General features: G+C 74.5%; 8 protein-coding genes and 1 pseudogene. 4 read left to right on the top strand and 5 right to left on the bottom strand.

What is annotated here, in order from left to right:
- Position 1: 1 nt before the first annotated feature.
- Together LUTJ29_RS0113385 and mrcB are read right to left on the bottom strand one after the other, a co-directional pair.
- The gene (locus tag LUTJ29_RS0113385) at positions 2-517 is read right to left on the bottom strand and encodes a hypothetical protein (RefSeq protein ID WP_043741513.1); all 516 of its coding nucleotides are present in this window, start codon (positions 515-517) and stop codon (positions 2-4) included.
- Positions 517-2,976, bottom strand: coding sequence for a penicillin-binding protein 1B (mrcB, locus tag LUTJ29_RS0113380; protein WP_027072958.1), 2,460 nt, complete (start codon positions 2,974-2,976; stop codon positions 517-519). The genes LUTJ29_RS0113385 and mrcB overlap by 1 nt, the downstream gene beginning before the upstream one ends.
- Before the next feature lie 129 nt (positions 2,977-3,105).
- On the opposite strand from mrcB, the gene LUTJ29_RS0113375 reads away from it, so the two are divergent.
- Entirely contained in the window at positions 3,106-5,211 is a 2,106-nt protein-coding gene (locus tag LUTJ29_RS0113375) for a glycosyltransferase (RefSeq protein WP_027072957.1), read from the top strand.
- 27 nt (positions 5,212-5,238) lie between these two features.
- On the opposite strand, the gene LUTJ29_RS17510 is transcribed toward LUTJ29_RS0113375, so the two are convergent.
- Both LUTJ29_RS17510 and LUTJ29_RS0113365 read right to left on the bottom strand, forming a co-directional pair.
- Entirely contained in the window at positions 5,239-6,684 is a 1,446-nt protein-coding gene (locus LUTJ29_RS17510) for a hypothetical protein (RefSeq protein ID WP_144774537.1), read from the bottom strand.
- A gap of 216 nt (positions 6,685-6,900) precedes the next feature.
- The gene (locus LUTJ29_RS0113365; protein ID WP_027072956.1) at positions 6,901-9,087 is read right to left on the bottom strand and encodes a bifunctional (p)ppGpp synthetase/guanosine-3',5'-bis(diphosphate) 3'-pyrophosphohydrolase; all 2,187 of its coding nucleotides are present in this window, start codon (positions 9,085-9,087) and stop codon (positions 6,901-6,903) included.
- Positions 9,088-9,146: 59 nt separating this feature from the next.
- Here LUTJ29_RS0113365 and LUTJ29_RS0113360 point away from each other — a divergent pair, with 59 nt between their 5' ends.
- On the top strand, positions 9,147-9,656 hold the full coding sequence (locus LUTJ29_RS0113360) for a hypothetical protein (RefSeq protein ID WP_084524881.1): 510 nt from the start codon (positions 9,147-9,149) through the stop codon (positions 9,654-9,656).
- Between the two features lie 27 nt (positions 9,657-9,683).
- Here the strand turns inward: LUTJ29_RS0113360 and LUTJ29_RS0113355 are convergent, their stop codons facing one another.
- Positions 9,684-13,769 (bottom strand): DUF3418 domain-containing protein, encoded by a 4,086-nt coding sequence (locus LUTJ29_RS0113355; RefSeq protein WP_027072954.1) that lies wholly within the window; start codon positions 13,767-13,769, stop codon positions 9,684-9,686.
- Positions 13,770-14,000: 231 nt separating this feature from the next.
- Here LUTJ29_RS0113355 and LUTJ29_RS0113350 point away from each other — a divergent pair.
- Positions 14,001-14,471, top strand: a pseudogene (locus LUTJ29_RS0113350) (Dps family protein); the annotation flags it as partial.
- Between the two features lie 175 nt (positions 14,472-14,646).
- Positions 14,647-16,467, top strand: a complete 1,821-nt coding sequence (gene recQ / locus LUTJ29_RS0113345; protein WP_027072952.1) for a DNA helicase RecQ — start codon at positions 14,647-14,649, stop codon at positions 16,465-16,467.
- The last annotated feature ends 97 nt before the right edge of the window (positions 16,468-16,564 follow it).

Genomic DNA, 16,564 nt, shown 5'->3' with positions numbered 1-16,564 from the left:
GTCAGTAGCGTTCGGGGCCGGCGACGCGGCAGCCCTCGACCTGGCGCGCGGCCGAGGCGGCACCTTCTGCGTCGCCGGCGACCAGGCGCACCTGCTCGATCGTGGCCCAGTGGCGGCGGCACAGCGGGCCGACCTGCGCGCCCAGGGCGAAGGCGCGCTCGGCCAGCGCACCGGCACGCTCGAAGTCGCGCTGCAGCAGCGCGGCTTCCGCCCGCTCCTGCAGCAGCGCCGGATCGTCGGGGATGATGTCGAGCGCGCGGTCCAGGGCCGCGGCCGCGGCGTCGTAATCGCGGGCGGCGATCGCCGTGCGGGACTGCGCGCGCAGGTCCTCGACCATCGGATCTCGCAGCGGCATCACCGCCAGTTCGCCGTCCCCGTCGCCGGCGGCCGCCTCGACCGCCGCCACCATCTGCTCGGGCGTGGCGTCGGTGAGCGGGGCCGGCCCCCGCTCCACGGGCGTGGCGCAGGCGGACAGCAGCAGGACCAGGGCCGGGACGGCCAGGCGGAACGGCGACATCATCGCGCAGGCTCGCTCGGTGGGGGGGGCGCCGACTGCGGCGCAGGGGGTTCGGCGGGCGGCTCGCGCCGGCCGAAGCCGAACCAGTCGCGCCAGCTGCGCCCGCGCGACTCGCGCGCGCCGCCGGCCTCGGGCGACGTCCCGTCCGGCGCGTACTCCGGATCGGGCGCCATGAACGAATGGCAGGGAGCGTACGGCGGGGCGAACCCGGACACGAAGGCGAAGCGCTGCGCGCCCGGGCATTCGGCGTCGGTGGCGTTGGACTGCAGCACCCACTGCCAGTCCAGCCCCTGGCCGCCGACACGCAGCGGCGCGCTCGGCAGGCGCGAGAACAGCCGCGACCACACCCGCATCGCGCCGGTGGCGCCGTACAGGCCGGTCTGTTCGTTCTGGTCGTTGCCGACCCAGACCACGGCCAGGTGGTCTCCGGTCCAACCGGCGAACCAGCTGTCGCGCCCGTCGTTGCTGGTGCCGGTCTTGCCGGCGGCGTTGAGCCGGCCGAGGCCGTCGTTGACCAGCTGCCGGCCGGTGCCCGAACTGACCGCGTGCTGCAGGGCCAGGGTCACCAGCCGCGCCGCGATCGCGTCGCCCTCGGTGGCCGGCGCCGGCGCCTTGTCGTAGCGCCGCACCGCGCGGCCCTCCGGATCGAGCACGCCACGCACCGCGTGCAGCGGCTGGATCTCGCCGCCGGAGGCGAGGAACTGGTAGAGCTGGGCCATCGCATACGGGCTCTGGTCCACCGCGCCCAGGATCAGCGAGGGATTGGGCTCGGCCTCGATCCCGGCCAGGGTCCGCACCAGGTCGGCGAGGCGCTCGGGCGCGACCTGCATGCCGATGCGCACCGTGGCCTGGTTGTACGAGCGCGCCAGCGCGTCGATCAGGCGCACCGTGCCGTGGCTGCGGCCGTCGGAGTTGCCCGGCGTCCAGCGCTTGCCGTTCTGCAGGGTGACTGTGACCGGCGAGTCGTCGACCCACGTGGCCAGCGACCAGTCGCGCGGGCTGGCGAGCGCCAGCAGGTAGACGAAGGGCTTGAGCAGCGACCCCACCGGGCGCTGGGCCTCGACCGCTCGGTTGAAGCCGTGCACCGCCGGCTGGCGGCTGCCGACCACGGCCAGCACCTCGCCGCCGTGCACGTCGGTCACCACCATCCCGGCCTCCAGCGGCGGGCGCTTGCCGGTCTGCAGGTCGTCGAGCGTGCGCACCACCGCCGCCTCGGCGTAGGCCTGGGCGGAGGGCGACATCGCGGTCATCACGCTCAGGCCCGCGCCCTGCAGCGCATCGGCCGGGTAGTCGCGCGCCAGCTGCCGCCGCACCAGGTCGACGTAGGCCGGGAAGCGGTTGGCGGCGATGCTGCCCGGCGTGCGGGTGATCCCGAGCGGGGCCTTGAGCGCGCGGTCGTGCTCGGCCTGGTCGATCAGTCCGGTCTGGAGCATGTTCGCCAGTACGAAGTCGCGCCGCGCCTTCGCCCGTTCCGGGTGCTTGCGCGGGTCGTAGTACGAAGGCCCGCGGACCATGCCGACCAGCAGCGCGACGTGCTCGGTCTCGAGGTCCTCGAGCCGGCGCCCGAACCAGAACTCCGCGCCGGCCGCCACGCCGTGGATCGCCTGCGCGCCGCGCTGGCCCAGGTAGACCTGGTTGAGGTAGGCCTCGAGGATCGTGCCCTTGTCGTAGCGCGCCTCCATCAGCAGCGCGTACAGGATCTCGTTGAATTTGCGGCTCCAGGTCTGCTCGCGGCCGATTCCGAGCAGGCCGCTGCGCGCCAGCTGCTGGGTCAGCGTGCTCGCGCCCTGGCGCTTCTCGCCCGAGCGCAGGTTGACCCACGCCGCGCGCGCCATGCCGCTGAGGTCGATCCCGAAGTGGTGGGCGAAGTCGCGGTCCTCGACCGCCTGCAGGGTGTCGGTGAGCAACGGCGGCACGTCGGCGGCGCGCACCAGCCGGCGTTCCTCCTGCTTCTGCCCGTAGAGGGTGGCGATGCGGGCCGCGTCCAGGCGTGCGGACTTGATCTCGCGGTCGCCGGCCAGGTCCTTGAGGCTGCGCACGCGGCCGCCGGAGAGCGTGGCCTGGATCCGGCTCGGGCCGACCACGCCGTCGACGTCGCGGAACCCGCGGCTGGAGATGGTCCAGCGCCCCTCTTCCTGCCGGTACGTGCCCGGGCGCACGCCATCGCCCTCGTGGTAGGCGGCCGCCTCGAGTTCGATCTTGAGCGTCTGCTCGTCCATCGCCAGCCCCGGCGCCAGGCGCAGCGGGCGGGCGTAGACGCGGGTGGGCACCTGCCAGCGCAGTTCGCCGAAGCGTTCGGTGATCTGGTGGTTGAGGTACAGCGCGTACGGGACCAGGAAACCGATGCCCAGGCCGACCAGCGCCAGCGCCCACGTCACCAGCCGGCGCCGCCAGTCGGTGCGGGCCGGGGATCTCGGGGTGCGGTCGTGGTCGTCTTCGTCGTATTCGATACGGGCCATGCCTGCCGGAGCCTGCACCGGAAGCGGGCCGCGGGATGCGACAATCGGCGCGATGCGCAGTCTATCCCACCCCCACGGGCCTCCGCCGCTGGCGGCGGCCGCGCGGTCAGCTGGAGTTGCGGGGCGCCGATGGCGGTGATCGACGAGCTCCGGCTGCTGCTTGCGCGGGCCTCCGGACTCGCCCGCCGCGGCGTCGCCAGCCTGCGCACGCGCGGCTGGCGGCACACGCTCGAGCGCGCCCGGCTGCAGTTCGCGCCGCGCGCGCGGCCGGCGTCACGGCCGCTGTTGCAGGCCGACGACCGCCCGTTCGAGCCGTTCGCGGTCCCGCGCGCCGACGCACCGGTGGCGAGCATCGTGATCCCGGTCCACGGGCAGTGGCCGCGCACCCTGGCCTGCCTGCGCGCGATCGCCGCGCACCCGCCCGCCTGCCCGGTGGAGGTGGTGGTGGTGGACGACGCGTCGCCGGACGACACGGCGTCCTTGCTGGCCCGGATCGAGGGCCTGGTGACCGTGCTGCGCGAAGCCAACGGCGGCTTCATCGCCGCCTGCAACGACGGCGCGGCGAAGGCGCGCGGTGACTACCTGGTGTTCCTCAACAACGACACCGTGCCGCAGCCCGGCTGGCTCGACGCCCTGCTCGACACCTTCCGCACCCATCCCGACACCGGCCTGGCCGGCGCCCAGCTGCTGTATCCCGACGGCCGCCTGCAGGAAGCCGGGGGCCTGGTGTTCCGCGACGGCAGCGCCTGGAACTACGGTCGCTTCGAATCGCCCGACGACCCGCGCTTCGCCTACCTGCGCGCGACCGATTACGTCTCGGCCGCCGCGGCCGCGATCCCGCGCGCGCTGTTCGCGCAGGTGGGCGGCTTCGACGCCCGTTACGCGCCCGCCTATTACGAAGACACCGACCTCGCCTTCGCCGTGCGCGCGGCCGGGCGCGTGGTGCGCTACCAGCCGGCGTCGCGGGTGCTGCACGACGAGGGTTCGACCGCGGGCTCCGATCCGGGGTCGGGCGTCAAGGCCTGGCAGGCGCGCAACCGCGAGGTGTTCGCCGCGCACCGTGCCCGGGCGCTCGCCGCGCTGCCCGAACCGGGCATCCGGCCCTCGCCCGCGACCCTCCACCGCCACCAGCGCCAGGTGCTGGTGATCGACGGCAGCAGCCCGCGGCCGGACCACGATTCGGCCTCGCTGCGGCTGGTGAACCTCATGCGCCTGCTGCAGGCCGAGGGCGCGCACGTGGTGTTCCTGCCCGCCGACCTCGCCCACGCCGGCCGCCACACCACGGCGCTGCAGGCGCTCGGCATCGAGGCCTGGTACGCGCCGTTCGCCCGCAGCCTGCCGCGCTGGCTGCGCGCGCACGGACCGCGCTTCGACGTGGTCATGGTCAGTCGCCACTACGTGCTGCGCGAACTGCTGCCGCTGCTGCGTCGCACGGCGCCGCGGGCGCGGATCGTGTTCGACAGCGTGGACCTGCATTTCCTGCGCGAGCGCCGCACGGCGGAGCTGGCCGGCGACGGGGTGCTGGCACGCGCCGCCGAGGCCACCCGCACGCGCGAGCTGGAGATGGTCCGGGGCAGCGACGCCACCGTGGTGGTCAGTCCCGAGGAGGCCGCGCTGCTGGCGCGGGAGGCGCCCGGCGCCTGGGTCGAGGTGCTCTCGAACGTGCACGAGGTCGCCGGCCCCGGACGCCCGTTCGAACTGCGCGAGGACGTGGTCTTCGTCGGCGGCTTCCGCCATCCCCCGAACGTGGACGCGGTGCGCTGGTTCTGTGCCGAGGCCTGGCCGCGCATCCGTGCACGGCTGCCGCAGGCGCGCTTCCACTGCATCGGCGCGGAACCGCCCGACGACATCGCGCGCCTCGACGGTCGCGACGGCATCCGCGTGCACGGCCACGTCCCCGACCTGGTGCCTTACATGGACGGCTGCCGGGTCGCGGTGGCGCCGCTGCGCGCGGGAGCCGGGGTGAAGGGCAAGATCAACCTGAGCATGGCCCACGGCCAGCCGGTGGTGGCCACGCCGCTGGCGGCCGAAGGCATGCACCTGCGCGACGGCCACGACGTGCTGCTGGCCGACCGCGCCGAGGCGTTCGCGGACGCCGTCGTGCGCCTGTACCGGGACCGCGCGCTGTGGCAGGCGCTCTCGAGCAACGGACTCGACAGCGTCGGCCGCCACTTCTCCGCCGACGCGGCGAGGCCGGCGCTGCGGCGGCTGTTCTTCGGCGACGCTGCCGGCTGAGGCGCCCGGCGGCACGCGCCACCCCGCTCAGTCGCGCACCCGCCCGCCCGCGGTGCGCAGGCGCTGTTCGAACTCGCCCAGCCCCGGCGCGGCGCGATCGAGCGCGCGCGCAGACTCCAGCGCTGCACCCGCCGCCGCCAGCTGTCCGCCCTGCAGGCGCTCGTCGCCGATCGCAAGCCAGCGCTGGGCGAGCCGGCGCCGGGCGCCGGCCAGCGAGGCGGCGTCCTCGCCCAGCGCCTCGCGCGCCTCCAGGCAGCGCTGCGCCCCGGCCAGGTCGTTGGCGCTGAGGTGACGGTCGAAACAGGCGCGGGCCGACGGCAGCAGGCGCTCGACCGCCTGGCGCACGCGCGGATCGCGCGGGGCGATCGCCTGCGCGGCGCGCAGGCGGTCGTAGGCGCTTTCGCCCGGCGGGGTCAGCAGGTCGCCGCGCGCTTCCGCATCCGCCGCCTGCCGCAGCAGGGAGGCCACGCGCTGCGCGGCACCGGCGTCCACACGGCCGGGCTGGACGCTGGCGTGGCGGCGGCGGGAACGTTCGATCGCAGCCTGGGCCGCGGCGACGGCCGGCGCGTCCGGCGCCAGTTCGCGCGCCTGCGCCAGCACCGCATCGGCGCGGCCGAACCGGAAGTCCGCGCCCAGCCGCTGCGCCCGGGCGGCGAGCGTCGCGGCGGCGCGCGCCAGGCCCTCGCGCGCCGATGCATCGCCGGGGTCGTACTGTTGCAGGCGCCGCCACAGCGACACCGCGGATTCCACCCGGCCGCGCGCCAGTTCGCCTTCGGCACGCCCGCGCAGCGCATCGAGCTCCTCCACCAGCCGCGCCTCGGTATCGGGCAGGTCGACGTGGCCCGCGTCGTAAGCGCGGGCGGCGGCGATCGCGGCAGCGGCCGCCTGCAGGTCGCCCCCGCGCAGGTCCTCGCGGGCCTGCGCGAGCAGGGCGGCCAGCGCGTCGTCGCGACCGCGCAGGGCCTCGGCGTGGTCCGGCACCAGCGCCAGCACCCGTGCATACAGCGGCAGGGCCGCGTCCTCCCCGCCATCCAGGCGCCCCGCGGCATGCGCCTGGGCGGCGAGGCGGACGAGCGTGTCCACGGACACCGTGCCGGCCTCGCGTTCCCGCAGGCGTTCGGCCAGCGCGTCGGCGCGTTCGCGCGGGATCGACAGTTCGCGGGCGAGCTGGAGCATGGCGTGCGCCTCGGCGAACCGCTCCGCGGCCAGCGCCGCGGATGCCTGCGCCAGCGCCGCCTCCGCCACCCGCGCCAGACCCGCGCGCGGCCCGGGCAGGTCGGGATCGATCGCGCGCGCCGCCTCGAACAGCTCGCGTGCGCCGCTGCCGTCGGCGGCGGTGAGATGGCCGCGCGCCAATGCCGCCTCGGCCTGCGCGGTGAGGTCGTGCACGCGTGGATGCGGCCACATCCGGTCGCCCAGGGGCCCGCGCAGGAGCACGGCCGCGGCCACCAGCAGCACCAGTCCCACCGCCACCAGCAGCCAGCGGCCCCGGGCGCGATCATCGCGCCGCCGGGACCCGCGCGCCGGCCGTGCGAACCGCAATGCATCCAGGTCCCCGAGCACGGGCTCCCGCCGGCCGTCCGACCGGGCGTGCTTCGGGGTCGGGGTGCGATCCGGGGCCACGCGCGACAGGTTACCCGCGTCGACTGAATGGGTCCGTGACGCCTCCGGGCCGCCGCGGTCCCGCGCTCATTCCCGCCTCGCCGCCTCCACCCCGGGCAGCGCGTCGAGCCGGGACAGGACCCGCGACAGCTGGTCGTACCCGTTCACCCGCAGCTGCAGCCGCAGCCGCACCCGGCCGTGGCGGCCGGCGTCGCTGCGCACCGACACCACGTGCGCGTCCTCCTGCGCGATCACGTTGCTCACGTCCTTGAGCAGGTGCCGGCGGTCGATCGCGTCGACCACCGCGGTGGCTTCGTGCAGGCCCTCCTGGCGGCCCCAGGCCACGGGCAGCACCCGCTGCGGCTGGTCCCTGGCCAGGCGCAGGAACGCGGCGCAGTCGGAGCGGTGCACGCTCACGCCGCGACCGCGGGTGAGATAGCCGGAGATGGCCTCGCCCCGCAGCGGATGGCAGCAGCGCGCCAGCTGTACGACCAGGTTGTCCACGCCGACCACGGTGACGCCGGGCCCGCCGGCCCGCGGGGTGCGCTTGCGCTGCAGGACCGCGGCCGGGTCCGGCGCCTCCTCCGTCGCAGTGGTGCGGGCACGCTCGTGCTCCTGCAGCGCGCGACCGACCTGGTGCGGGCCGACGTCGCCCAGCGCCACCAGCACCAGCAGTTCGTCGACGCTGGCGACGTTGAACCGCGCCAGCACCGGTTCGAGTTCCACGTTCAGCAGGCCCATGCGCCGCAGTTCGCGGTCGAGCAGTTCCCGCCCGGCCTGCAGGTTGCGCTCGCGGTCGAGCTTGTGGAACCAGGTCCGCACCTTCTCCCGCGCGCGCGGGCTGGCGAGGAAGCCGTTGGCCGCCACCAGCCAGTCGCGCCGCGGCTCGGGCTCCTTGGCGGTGAGGATCTCGACCCGGTCGCCGCTGCGCAGCTTGTGGTCGAGCGGCACGATGCGGCCGTCGACCTTCGCCCCGCGGCAGCGGTGCCCGACCATGGTGTGCACGTGGTAGGCGAAGTCGAGCGGCGTGGACCCGCGCGGCAGGTCGACCACCTCGCCAGCCGGGGTCAGCACGTAGATGCGGTCCTCGACCAGCTCGGTGTCGAAGCCACCGGCGAGCGCCTCGCCCTCGCCCTCGCCGTGCGCCTCGAGCAGGCGCCGCATCCATTCGATCTTGCGTTCGAGCGCGGCGTTGCCGGAGCTCGAACGCTGCGAAGGGCCGCGTCCGGCGTAGGAGTCCTCCTTGTAGCGCCAGTGCGCGGCCACGCCGAGCTCGGCCTGCTCGTGCATTTCCCGGGTGCGGATCTGCACCTCCAGGGTCTTGCCCTCGGGGCCGATCACCGCGGTGTGCAGCGAGCGGTAGTCGTTGTGCTTGGGCCGGGCGATGTAGTCGTCGAACTCGCCCGGCACCGGCGCCCACAACGCGTGCACCACACCCAGCGCGGCGTAGCAGGCCGGGATGTCGTCGACCAGCACCCGCACCGCGCGCAGGTCGTAGAGCTCGCCGATCGGCACGTCCTTCTTCCGCATCTTCTTCCAGATGCTGTAGATGTGCTTCGGCCGGCCGGCGATCTCGGCCTCGATGCCCTGCGCGCGCAGGGCCTCGCCGAGTTCGCGCGTGACCTGGGCGATGTAGCGCTCGCGGCCGGCGCGCTTGTCGTCGAGCAGCGAGGCGATGCGGCGGTAGGTCTCCGGCTCGAGGTGGCGGAAGGCCAGGTCCTCGAGCTCCCACTTGAGCTGCCAGATGCCCAGGCGGTTGGCCAGCGGGGCGTGGATGTCGCGGGTCAGGCGCGCCAGCGCCAGCCGCTCCTCCTCGGGCAGCGCGCCGGCGTGGCGCATCCGCGCCAGCTGGCGCGCGAGCAGGATCGGCACCACCCGCAGGTCGCGCACGATCGCCAGCAGCAGCCGGCGCAGCCCCTCGGTATTGCCCGCGGCCGGGCGCTCGGCGTGCAGGCTCCACACCTGGTTGGCGGCGCGCTGCCCGTCGAGCAGCACCGCGACCGCGGCATGCGCGGGCGGAAGCTGCGGTTCCACCGCGGCGGCCAGGCCGGGCAGGTCGAACAGCAGCGCGGCCGCCAGCGAATCGCCGTCGGCGTCGAGCAGCGCCAGCAGCGAGAGGGTGTCCGCCAGCTGCGCCGGCGCGGCCGGGGTGCACTGCGCCGGATCCAGCGTCGCCGCGGCACGCCGCAGGGCTTCGCGCAGGGCCGGGGCGATCGCCTTCGTGGCCGGCAGCGCGAGCCAGTGGTCGAGTCCTGGCGGAGGGGCGGCGTGCACGATGTCCGTCCGGTGGGGATGCGTCCTACACTAGCGTCAGCGCGCCACGAGGAACAGCCATGGGTCGACTCGCCGCCGCCCTGTTCGCCACTGCGTTTGTGGTTCCGTTCATGGCCTCCGCCCAGCAGGCACCGCCGCTCCAGCAGGCCATGAGCGAGGCGGAGTTCCGCGCCGCCGGCCTGCACAAGCTCGACGCCGCGGAACTGGCGCGGCTCAACGCCTGGCTCGACCGCAAGGTGGAGCAGGAAGCCGCCGCGGCCGTCGCCACCGCGATCGAGCAGGCGCGCGAGGAGGGTCGTCGCGAGGTCGTGGAGCGCAACCGCGGCTTCTTCCACTTCGGTTCCGACGCGCCGATCGATGCCCGGATCGCGGGCGAGTTCACCGGGTTCGCGAACCGCAGGCGCTACGTGCTCGACAACGGACAGGTCTGGCAGCAGACCGATTCGGCCACCCTCGCCGGCGTGCGCGAGGCCAACCCGGCCGTGCGCATCCGGCCCGGCGCGCTCGGCACGTGGTGGATGCGGGTCGAGGGTTACAACACCCAGGCCAAGGTGCAGCGGATCGAGTGACCGGACCGGCCGGCGCGGCCGCCAGCCTCAGCCCAGCGCCGCGATCCGCGCCGCCAGCTTCTTCGCCGTGGGCGCGCCGCGCATGGACAGTTCCTGGGCGTAGGTCGCCACCCGCACCTCTTCCAGGTCCCGGCGCAGCGCCTGGCGCTCGCGCGGCGTGCCGGCGCCCGCGGCCTCGACCGCGGCCAGCGCGTCGACCAGCGGCTTGAGTTCGAGCATGCGCTGCTGGTCGCGCAGCGGATCGCGCTGGGCGCGTTCGGCGCGGGTGGCCAACGCGCGCAGCCAGCGCGGATAGGCCTCGAGCGCCTGCGCCGGCTCTTGGCGCAGGAACCCCGGGTACGCGAGCGAGGCGAGGTGCGCCTGCATGTCGTCGAGGTTGCCCCGGGCCCAGCCGACCAGCCGCGATTCGAGCCGTGCGCGGACCTGCGCCACCAGCTCGAGGATCGCCTCGGCCTGCTGCAGCCGGCGCATGGCCTCGCCGAACAGGGCGCGGCCGGCCGCGTCGCGGCGCGCGGCGAAGGCGTCGGGATCGCGGATCTCCTCCAGCCCGTCGGCCAGCAGCGCCTCCAGCGCGCCCTCGACCAGGTCCTCGCGCAGGCGATCGCCGCCGGCGCCGCGCTGGCGGTCGCCGCCCGCCTCGATCGCGGCGTACAGCAGCGAGGTCTTCGGCTGCACCGGCAGCTGCCGGCGCGCCTGCCGCACCCGGTCCTCGAGCGCGATCCGCAGCAGCCGCCGCACGCCGCCGGGGTGCAGCCGCCGGGCCAGGGCCTGGTCGGCGTGGACCGCGAGCGAGGCGCTGTCGCCATCGTCCTGCAGCGCCGGGTACGCGGGCACGCCGCCCGCGCCGGGCACCGAGACCGGGACGGGTTCGCCGGGGAACTCGCGCAGTCCGGTGCGCGCCAGTCCCTCCGCGGCGCGCGCGGCGAAGGCCCGCGCGGCGCGCTCGCCGAAACGCGCGCGCAGTTCGTCGAGGTCGCGCGACTCGGCCAGCACCCGCGGCTCGCCACGGCCGCGCACCTCGACCAGGCGCAGGTTGGCGCGCAGGTGCGGGTCCAGCGCCGATTCGTCGAAGTCGGCCGCGGCCACCGCCACGCCGGTCATGCGCTGCAGGAAGCGCGCCAGCGACTGGGCGAAAGCGTCGGGCTCGTCGCGGCCGTGGGCCTGGGCGAAGGCGGCGGCGAAATCCGGCGCCGGCACGAAGTTGCGACGCAGCGACTTGGGCAGGGTCCGGATCAGCGCCGCGGCCTTGTCGGCGACGAAGCCCGGCGCCAGCCACGACAGCCGTGCGGGGTCGAGCGCGTTGAGCAGGTGCAGCGGCACCGACACGGTCATGCCGTCGTCCGGCGCGCCGGGTTCGAAGCGGTAGCCGACCGCCAGCCGCGCATCGCCGAGCGGGATGAAGGCAGGGAAGCGCGCTGCGTCGACGCCCTCGCCCACCAGCAGGTCGTCGCGGGTCCATTCCAGCGCCTGGCGCTGCGCCGCATCGGCCTTCGCGTACCAGGCGTCGAGCGTGCGCGCCTCGACGATGTGCGACGGGATCCGGTCGGCGTACCACTGCCGCATCCAGTCCTCGTCCACGACCAGGCCGACCCGGCGCTGCTTGGCCTCCTCCTCGCGCGCGGCCTCCAGCGTGGCGAGGTTGCGGGCCAGGAACGGGGCGCGCAGGTTGACTTCGCCGGCGACCAGGCCGTCGGCGAGGAACAGCTGGCGCGCGTCCTGCGGATACAGCCGGCCGTAATCCACCGGCCGCTTCGGCGCCAGCACCAGGCCGAACAGGCTGACCTGCTCGCTGCCCAGCACCCGCCCCTGCGAGCGCGACCAGCGCGGATCGTGGTGGCGGCGCGCCAGCAGGTGCGGCAGTTCGGCGATCGCCCAGTCGGGCTCGATCGCGGCATTGGTGATCGCCCACACCTTCTCGGTATCGAGCAGGGTCGCGGCCAGCACCCACGGTGGCGGTTTGCGCGCGAGCGCCGAACCCGGGAACAGCTGGAAGCGGCGCCCGCGCGGCCCCTCGTAGACGCCGCGCTCGCCGAGGTGGCCGATGTGCGTGGGCAGGCCGGCGATCAGGGCCCGGTGCAGCGGTGCGTACAGGTGGGGCGCGAGGGCGTCGCCCGCGTCGGCCGGCACGGATGCCGGCTTGCGCGGCTCCGCGGGCGGCGGCGGGTCGGCCTGGCCTGCCCACAGTTCCGCGCACTGCAGCTTGAGCTGGCGGTGCAGCTCGCGCCATTCGCGCATGCGCAGGAAACCGAGGAAGTTGCGTTCGCACCACTTGCGCAGCTGCGACTGGGTCAGCTCGGAGTGCGCCGCGTCGTAGGCATCCCACAGCCGCAGGATGCCGACGAACTCGGACCTGGGGTCGGCGAACTGCGCGTGCGCGGCGTCGGCGGCGGCGCGCTGGTCGGCCGGGCGCTCGCGCGGGTCCTGGATGCCGAGGAACGACGCGATCGCCAGCATCTCGCGCAGGCAGCCGTGGCTGCGCGCGGCGACCAGCATCCGCGCCAGCTTCACGTCCACCGGCAGCCGGGCCATGGTCCGGCCCAGCGGGGTCAACGCGCGCCGTTCGTCCACCGCGCCCAGCTCCGACAGCTGCTGCCAGCCGTCGGCGATCGCGCGCGGGTCGGGCGGATCGATGAACGGGAAGTCGGCGATCACGTCGCCCTGCGCGGCCCCGTCGCGTTCGCCGCCCTTGCGCCCGCGGCGCCTGCCTCCGGCCGGCCCGGCCTCGCCCAGGCCCAGCGCGAGCATGCGCAGGATCACGCCGGCCAGCGCGGCGCGCCGGATCTCCGGATCGGTGTAGGCCGGGCGCGACAGGAAGTCGGCTTCCGAATACAGGCGAATGCACGTGCCCGGCGCCACGCGCCCGCAGCGGCCCTTGCGCTGGTCGGCGCTGGCCTGCGAGATGGCCTCGATGTGCAGCCGGTCCAGCTTCTGCCGCGGACTGTAGCGCTTGACCCGGGCCAGGCCGGGATCGACCACGTAGTGGATGCGGGGAACCGTCAGCGAGGTCTCGGCGACGTTGGTCGCCAGCACGATGCGCCGCTGCGGCCCCGGGTTGAACACCCGGTCCTGGTCGCGCGCCGACAGCCGCGCGTACAGCGGCACCACTTCGGTGTGGCGGTAGCGGCGCTTCTCCAGCGCCTGGTGCGCGTCGCGGATCTCGCGCTCGCCGGGCAGGAACACCAGTACGTCGCCGGTGCCCCGCTCGGCCATGATCTCGTCGCAGGCGGCCACGATGCCGTCGAGCACGCTCAGGCCCGGCGCCTCCGCCCGGCCCCGTGCGCGCCCGCCGCCGGACGGCGGCGCCTCGTCGGCCTCCCCCTCGCCCAGCGGCCGGTAGCGCACCTCGACCGGATAGCCGCGGCCCTCGACCTCGACCACCGGCGCCCCGCCGAAGTGCCCGGCGAAGCGCTCGGTGTCGATCGTGGCCGAGGTCACCACCAGCTTGAGGTCCGGCCGCCTCGGCAGCAGGCGCTTGAGGTAGCCGAGCAGGAAGTCGATGTTGAGGCTGCGCTCGTGCGCCTCGTCGACGATGATCGTGTCGTAGCGCGAGAGCCAGCGGTCCGAGGCGATCTCCGCCAGCAGGATGCCGTCGGTCATGAACTTGACCGCGGTGTGCTCGCCGACGTTGTCGTTGAACCGCACCTGGAAGCCGACCGCCCCGCCCAGCGGCACCTGCAGCTCCTCGGCCACGCGTCGCGCCACCGCGCGCGCGGCGATCCGGCGCGGCTGGGTGCAGCCGATCATCCCGGCCGCGCCGCGTCCTGCCTGCAGGCACAGCTTGGGCAGCTGGGTGGTCTTGCCCGACCCGGTCTCGCCGGCCACCACCAGCACCTGGTGGCGACGCAGCAGTTCGACGATGCGGTCGGCGTGGGCGGCGATCGGCAGGTCGGGGGCGACGGTCGCCGACGGCAGGCGCGTCGCCACGGCGTCCCGGGCCTCCAGCGAGGCCTGCAGCGCGGCGGCGAAGGCCTCGCGCGCCTGGTCCGAGGCCGGCGCCGCCTTCCAGCGCGACCACAGCCCCAGCAGCCGGCCACGGTCGCGCGTGCGCGCCGCGTCGATCGCGCGCCGCGCCTGGCTTAACGCGTTCGTCGCACCGGCATCCCTAGACTCCATCAGGCCCTTCGATGCCGGCGACCGCTGGTCGCCGCCTGCCACCACATTGGCGTATTGTCTCCAAAAACCAACACCGCGAGGTTCCCCATGGCCAAGGCCACCACCAGCAAGTCCAGCAAGGGTTCCACCGGCAAGGCCGCGAAGGCCGCGGCCAAGTCCGCCGACGGCAAGGGCGCCAAGGGCGGCAGCGTGGTGCCCACCGCCTCCCCCGCCTCCGGCGAGGGCCAGGCCATCGACATCGGCATCTCCGCGCAGGACCGCAGGAAGATCGCCACCGAGCTGTCGAAGTTCCTGGCCGACGCCTACACGCTCTACCTCAAGACCCACAACTTCCACTGGAACGTGACCGGGCCGATGTTCAACGCCCTGCACGTCATGTTCGAGGAGCAGTACACCGAGCAGTGGAACGCGCTCGACGAGATCGCCGAGCGCATCCGCGCCCTGGGCTTCAACGCCCCCGGCTCCTACGCCGAGTTCATCAAGCTCACCTCGATCCGCGAGGAGCCCGGCGCCACCGAGGCGCCCGACTGGCGCGAGATGGTGCGCCAGCTGGTGGTCGGCAACGAAGCCGTGTGCCGCAGCGCGCGCCGGGCCATCGACGTGGCCGACGACGGCGACGACGAGCCCACCGAGGACCTGCTGATCCAGCGCCTGCAGACCCACGAGAAGTACGCCTGGATGCTGCGCTCGCTGCTGCAGTGAGCCTGGCGGACGCTCCCTGCCCCGCGATGCCGGGGCCGGGAGGCGTCCGCGCTGACCCGCCTTCGTCCCCTCCGCCCCGGGAAACGGGCGCACCGCATCGCGTGCGTGTGCGCCCGACCGTGCACAGGGTGCTTGTCCGACCCCGCCGCGTGCCCCGCACCGGTATCCTGCCCTGATGGAATCCCGGCCCGAAGTCCTGCTCGAGCGCGTGTTCGGGCATCGCGCGTTCCGCGGCGCGCAGGGCGAGATCGTGCGCCATGTCGCGGACGGGCACGACGCCCTCGTGCTCATGCCCACCGGCGGCGGCAAGTCGCTGTGCTACCAGCTCCCGGCACTGCTGCGCGAGGGCACGGCGATCGTGGTCTCGCCGCTGATCGCGCTGATGCAGGACCAGGTCGAGGCGCTGCGCCAGCTGGGCGTGCGCGCCGCCTGCCTCAACTCCAGCCTGGACGCGGCCGAGGCGCAGGAGGTCGAGCGCCAGCTCCTCGCCGGCGACCTCGACCTGCTGTACGTCGCGCCCGAGCGCCTGCTCACCGCGCGCTTCCTGTCGCTGCTCGACCGTGCGCGCCTGGCCCTGTTCGCGATCGACGAGGCGCATTGCGTCTCGCAGTGGGGCCACGACTTCCGTCCCGAGTACCGTGAACTCACGGTTCTCCACGAGCGCTGGCCCGATGTCCCCCGGATCGCCCTCACCGCCACCGCCGACCCGCCCACCCAGCGCGAGATCGCCGAGCGGCTGCAGCTGGAGGACGCGCGCCGCTTCGTCACCTCGTTCGACCGCCCCAACATCCGCTACACGGTGGTGCAGAAGGACGACGTGCGGCGCCAGCTGCTGGACTTCCTCTCGGGCCACCGCGGCGAGGCCGGGATCGTCTATTGCCTGTCGCGGCGCAAGGTCGGGGAGTTCGCGCAGTTCCTGACCTCGCATGGCATCGACGCCCTGCCCTACCACGCCGGCATGGACGCGGCCACGCGCGCGGCCAACCAGCGCCGGTTCCTGCGCGGGGACGGCGTGGTGATGGTGGCCACGATCGCGTTCGGCATGGGCATCGACAAGCCGGACGTGCGCTTCGTCGCCCACCTCGACCTGCCCAAGTCGATCGAGGGCTACTACCAGGAAACCGGGCGTGCCGGCCGCGACGGCGAACCGTCCGAGGCCTGGATGTGCTACGGCCTGGGCGACCTGGTCCTGCTGCGGCAGATGATCGCGCAGTCCGAGTCCGGGCCCGAGCGCAAACGGCTCGAGCACCGCAAGCTCGACGCGCTGGTCGGCTACTGCGAGACCATGCGCTGCCGTCGCCAGGTGCTGCTGGGCAACTTCGGCGAGGCGCACCCGGGCGCCTGCGGCAATTGCGACAACTGCCTGTCGCCGCCCGAGTCCTGGGACGGCACCGAGGCCGCGCGCAAGGCGCTGAGCTGCGTCTACCGCACCGGCCAGCGGTTCGGCGCGGCGCACCTGATCGACGTACTGCGCGGCGGGGAGACCGCGCGCATCCAGCAGTTCGGCCACGACCGGCTGAGCGTGTACGGGATCGGCGCCGACCTCGACGCCCGCGAATGGCGTGGGGTGTTCCGCCAGCTCGTCGCCGCGGGCCTGCTGGACGTCGATGCCGAAGGCCACGGCGGCCTGCGCCTGACCGCCGCCAGCCGCCCGGTCCTGCGCGGCGAACAGCCGGTGCCGCTGCGCAAGCTGCCCGGCCGGCGCGAACGTGGACGATCGGCCGCGCGTACGCCCGCGGTGGCCGTCGACCTCGGGCCCGCGGAGCTGCGCGTGTTCGAGGCCCTGCGCGAGCTGCGCGCGCGCCTTGCACGGGAACAGGGCGTCCCCGCCTACGTTGTCTTCCACGACGCCACCCTGCGCGCCATCGCCCGCCAGCGCCCGCGCAACCTGGGCGAACTGGCGCAGGTGGAAGGCATCGGCGCCGCCAAGCTCGAGCGCTACGGCGACGAGGTCATGGGCACCCTGCGCGAGCTCGACGACGCGCTGGCGGACTAGTCCGCCGCAGCGCGTGGAGAATTCCCGCTGCGACGGAAAAGAAACGCTGGGCCGTGATGGATTCGAACCGCGCCGCGCGGACCTTTCGCCTCTCCGC

Source organism: Luteimonas sp. J29 (genome assembly GCF_000472505.1).
GTDB lineage: Bacteria > Pseudomonadota > Gammaproteobacteria > Xanthomonadales > Xanthomonadaceae > Luteimonas.
Note: the sequence above shows the minus strand (reverse complement) of the source record. Positions and strands in the feature narration are given on the sequence as shown.

Coding starts and splice junctions, on each gene's coding strand:
- LUTJ29_RS0113385 (WP_043741513.1), bottom strand. CDS start 517: ATGTCGCCGTTCCGCCTGGCCGTCCCGGCCCTGGTCCTGCTGCTGTCC.
- mrcB (WP_027072958.1), bottom strand. CDS start 2,976: ATGGCCCGTATCGAATACGACGAAGACGACCACGACCGCACCCCGAGA.
- LUTJ29_RS0113375 (WP_027072957.1), top strand. CDS start 3,106: ATGGCGGTGATCGACGAGCTCCGGCTGCTGCTTGCGCGGGCCTCCGGA.
- LUTJ29_RS0113360 (WP_084524881.1), top strand. CDS start 9,147: ATGGGTCGACTCGCCGCCGCCCTGTTCGCCACTGCGTTTGTGGTTCCG.
- LUTJ29_RS0113355 (WP_027072954.1), bottom strand. CDS start 13,769: ATGGAGTCTAGGGATGCCGGTGCGACGAACGCGTTAAGCCAGGCGCGG.
- recQ (WP_027072952.1), top strand. CDS start 14,647: ATGGAATCCCGGCCCGAAGTCCTGCTCGAGCGCGTGTTCGGGCATCGC.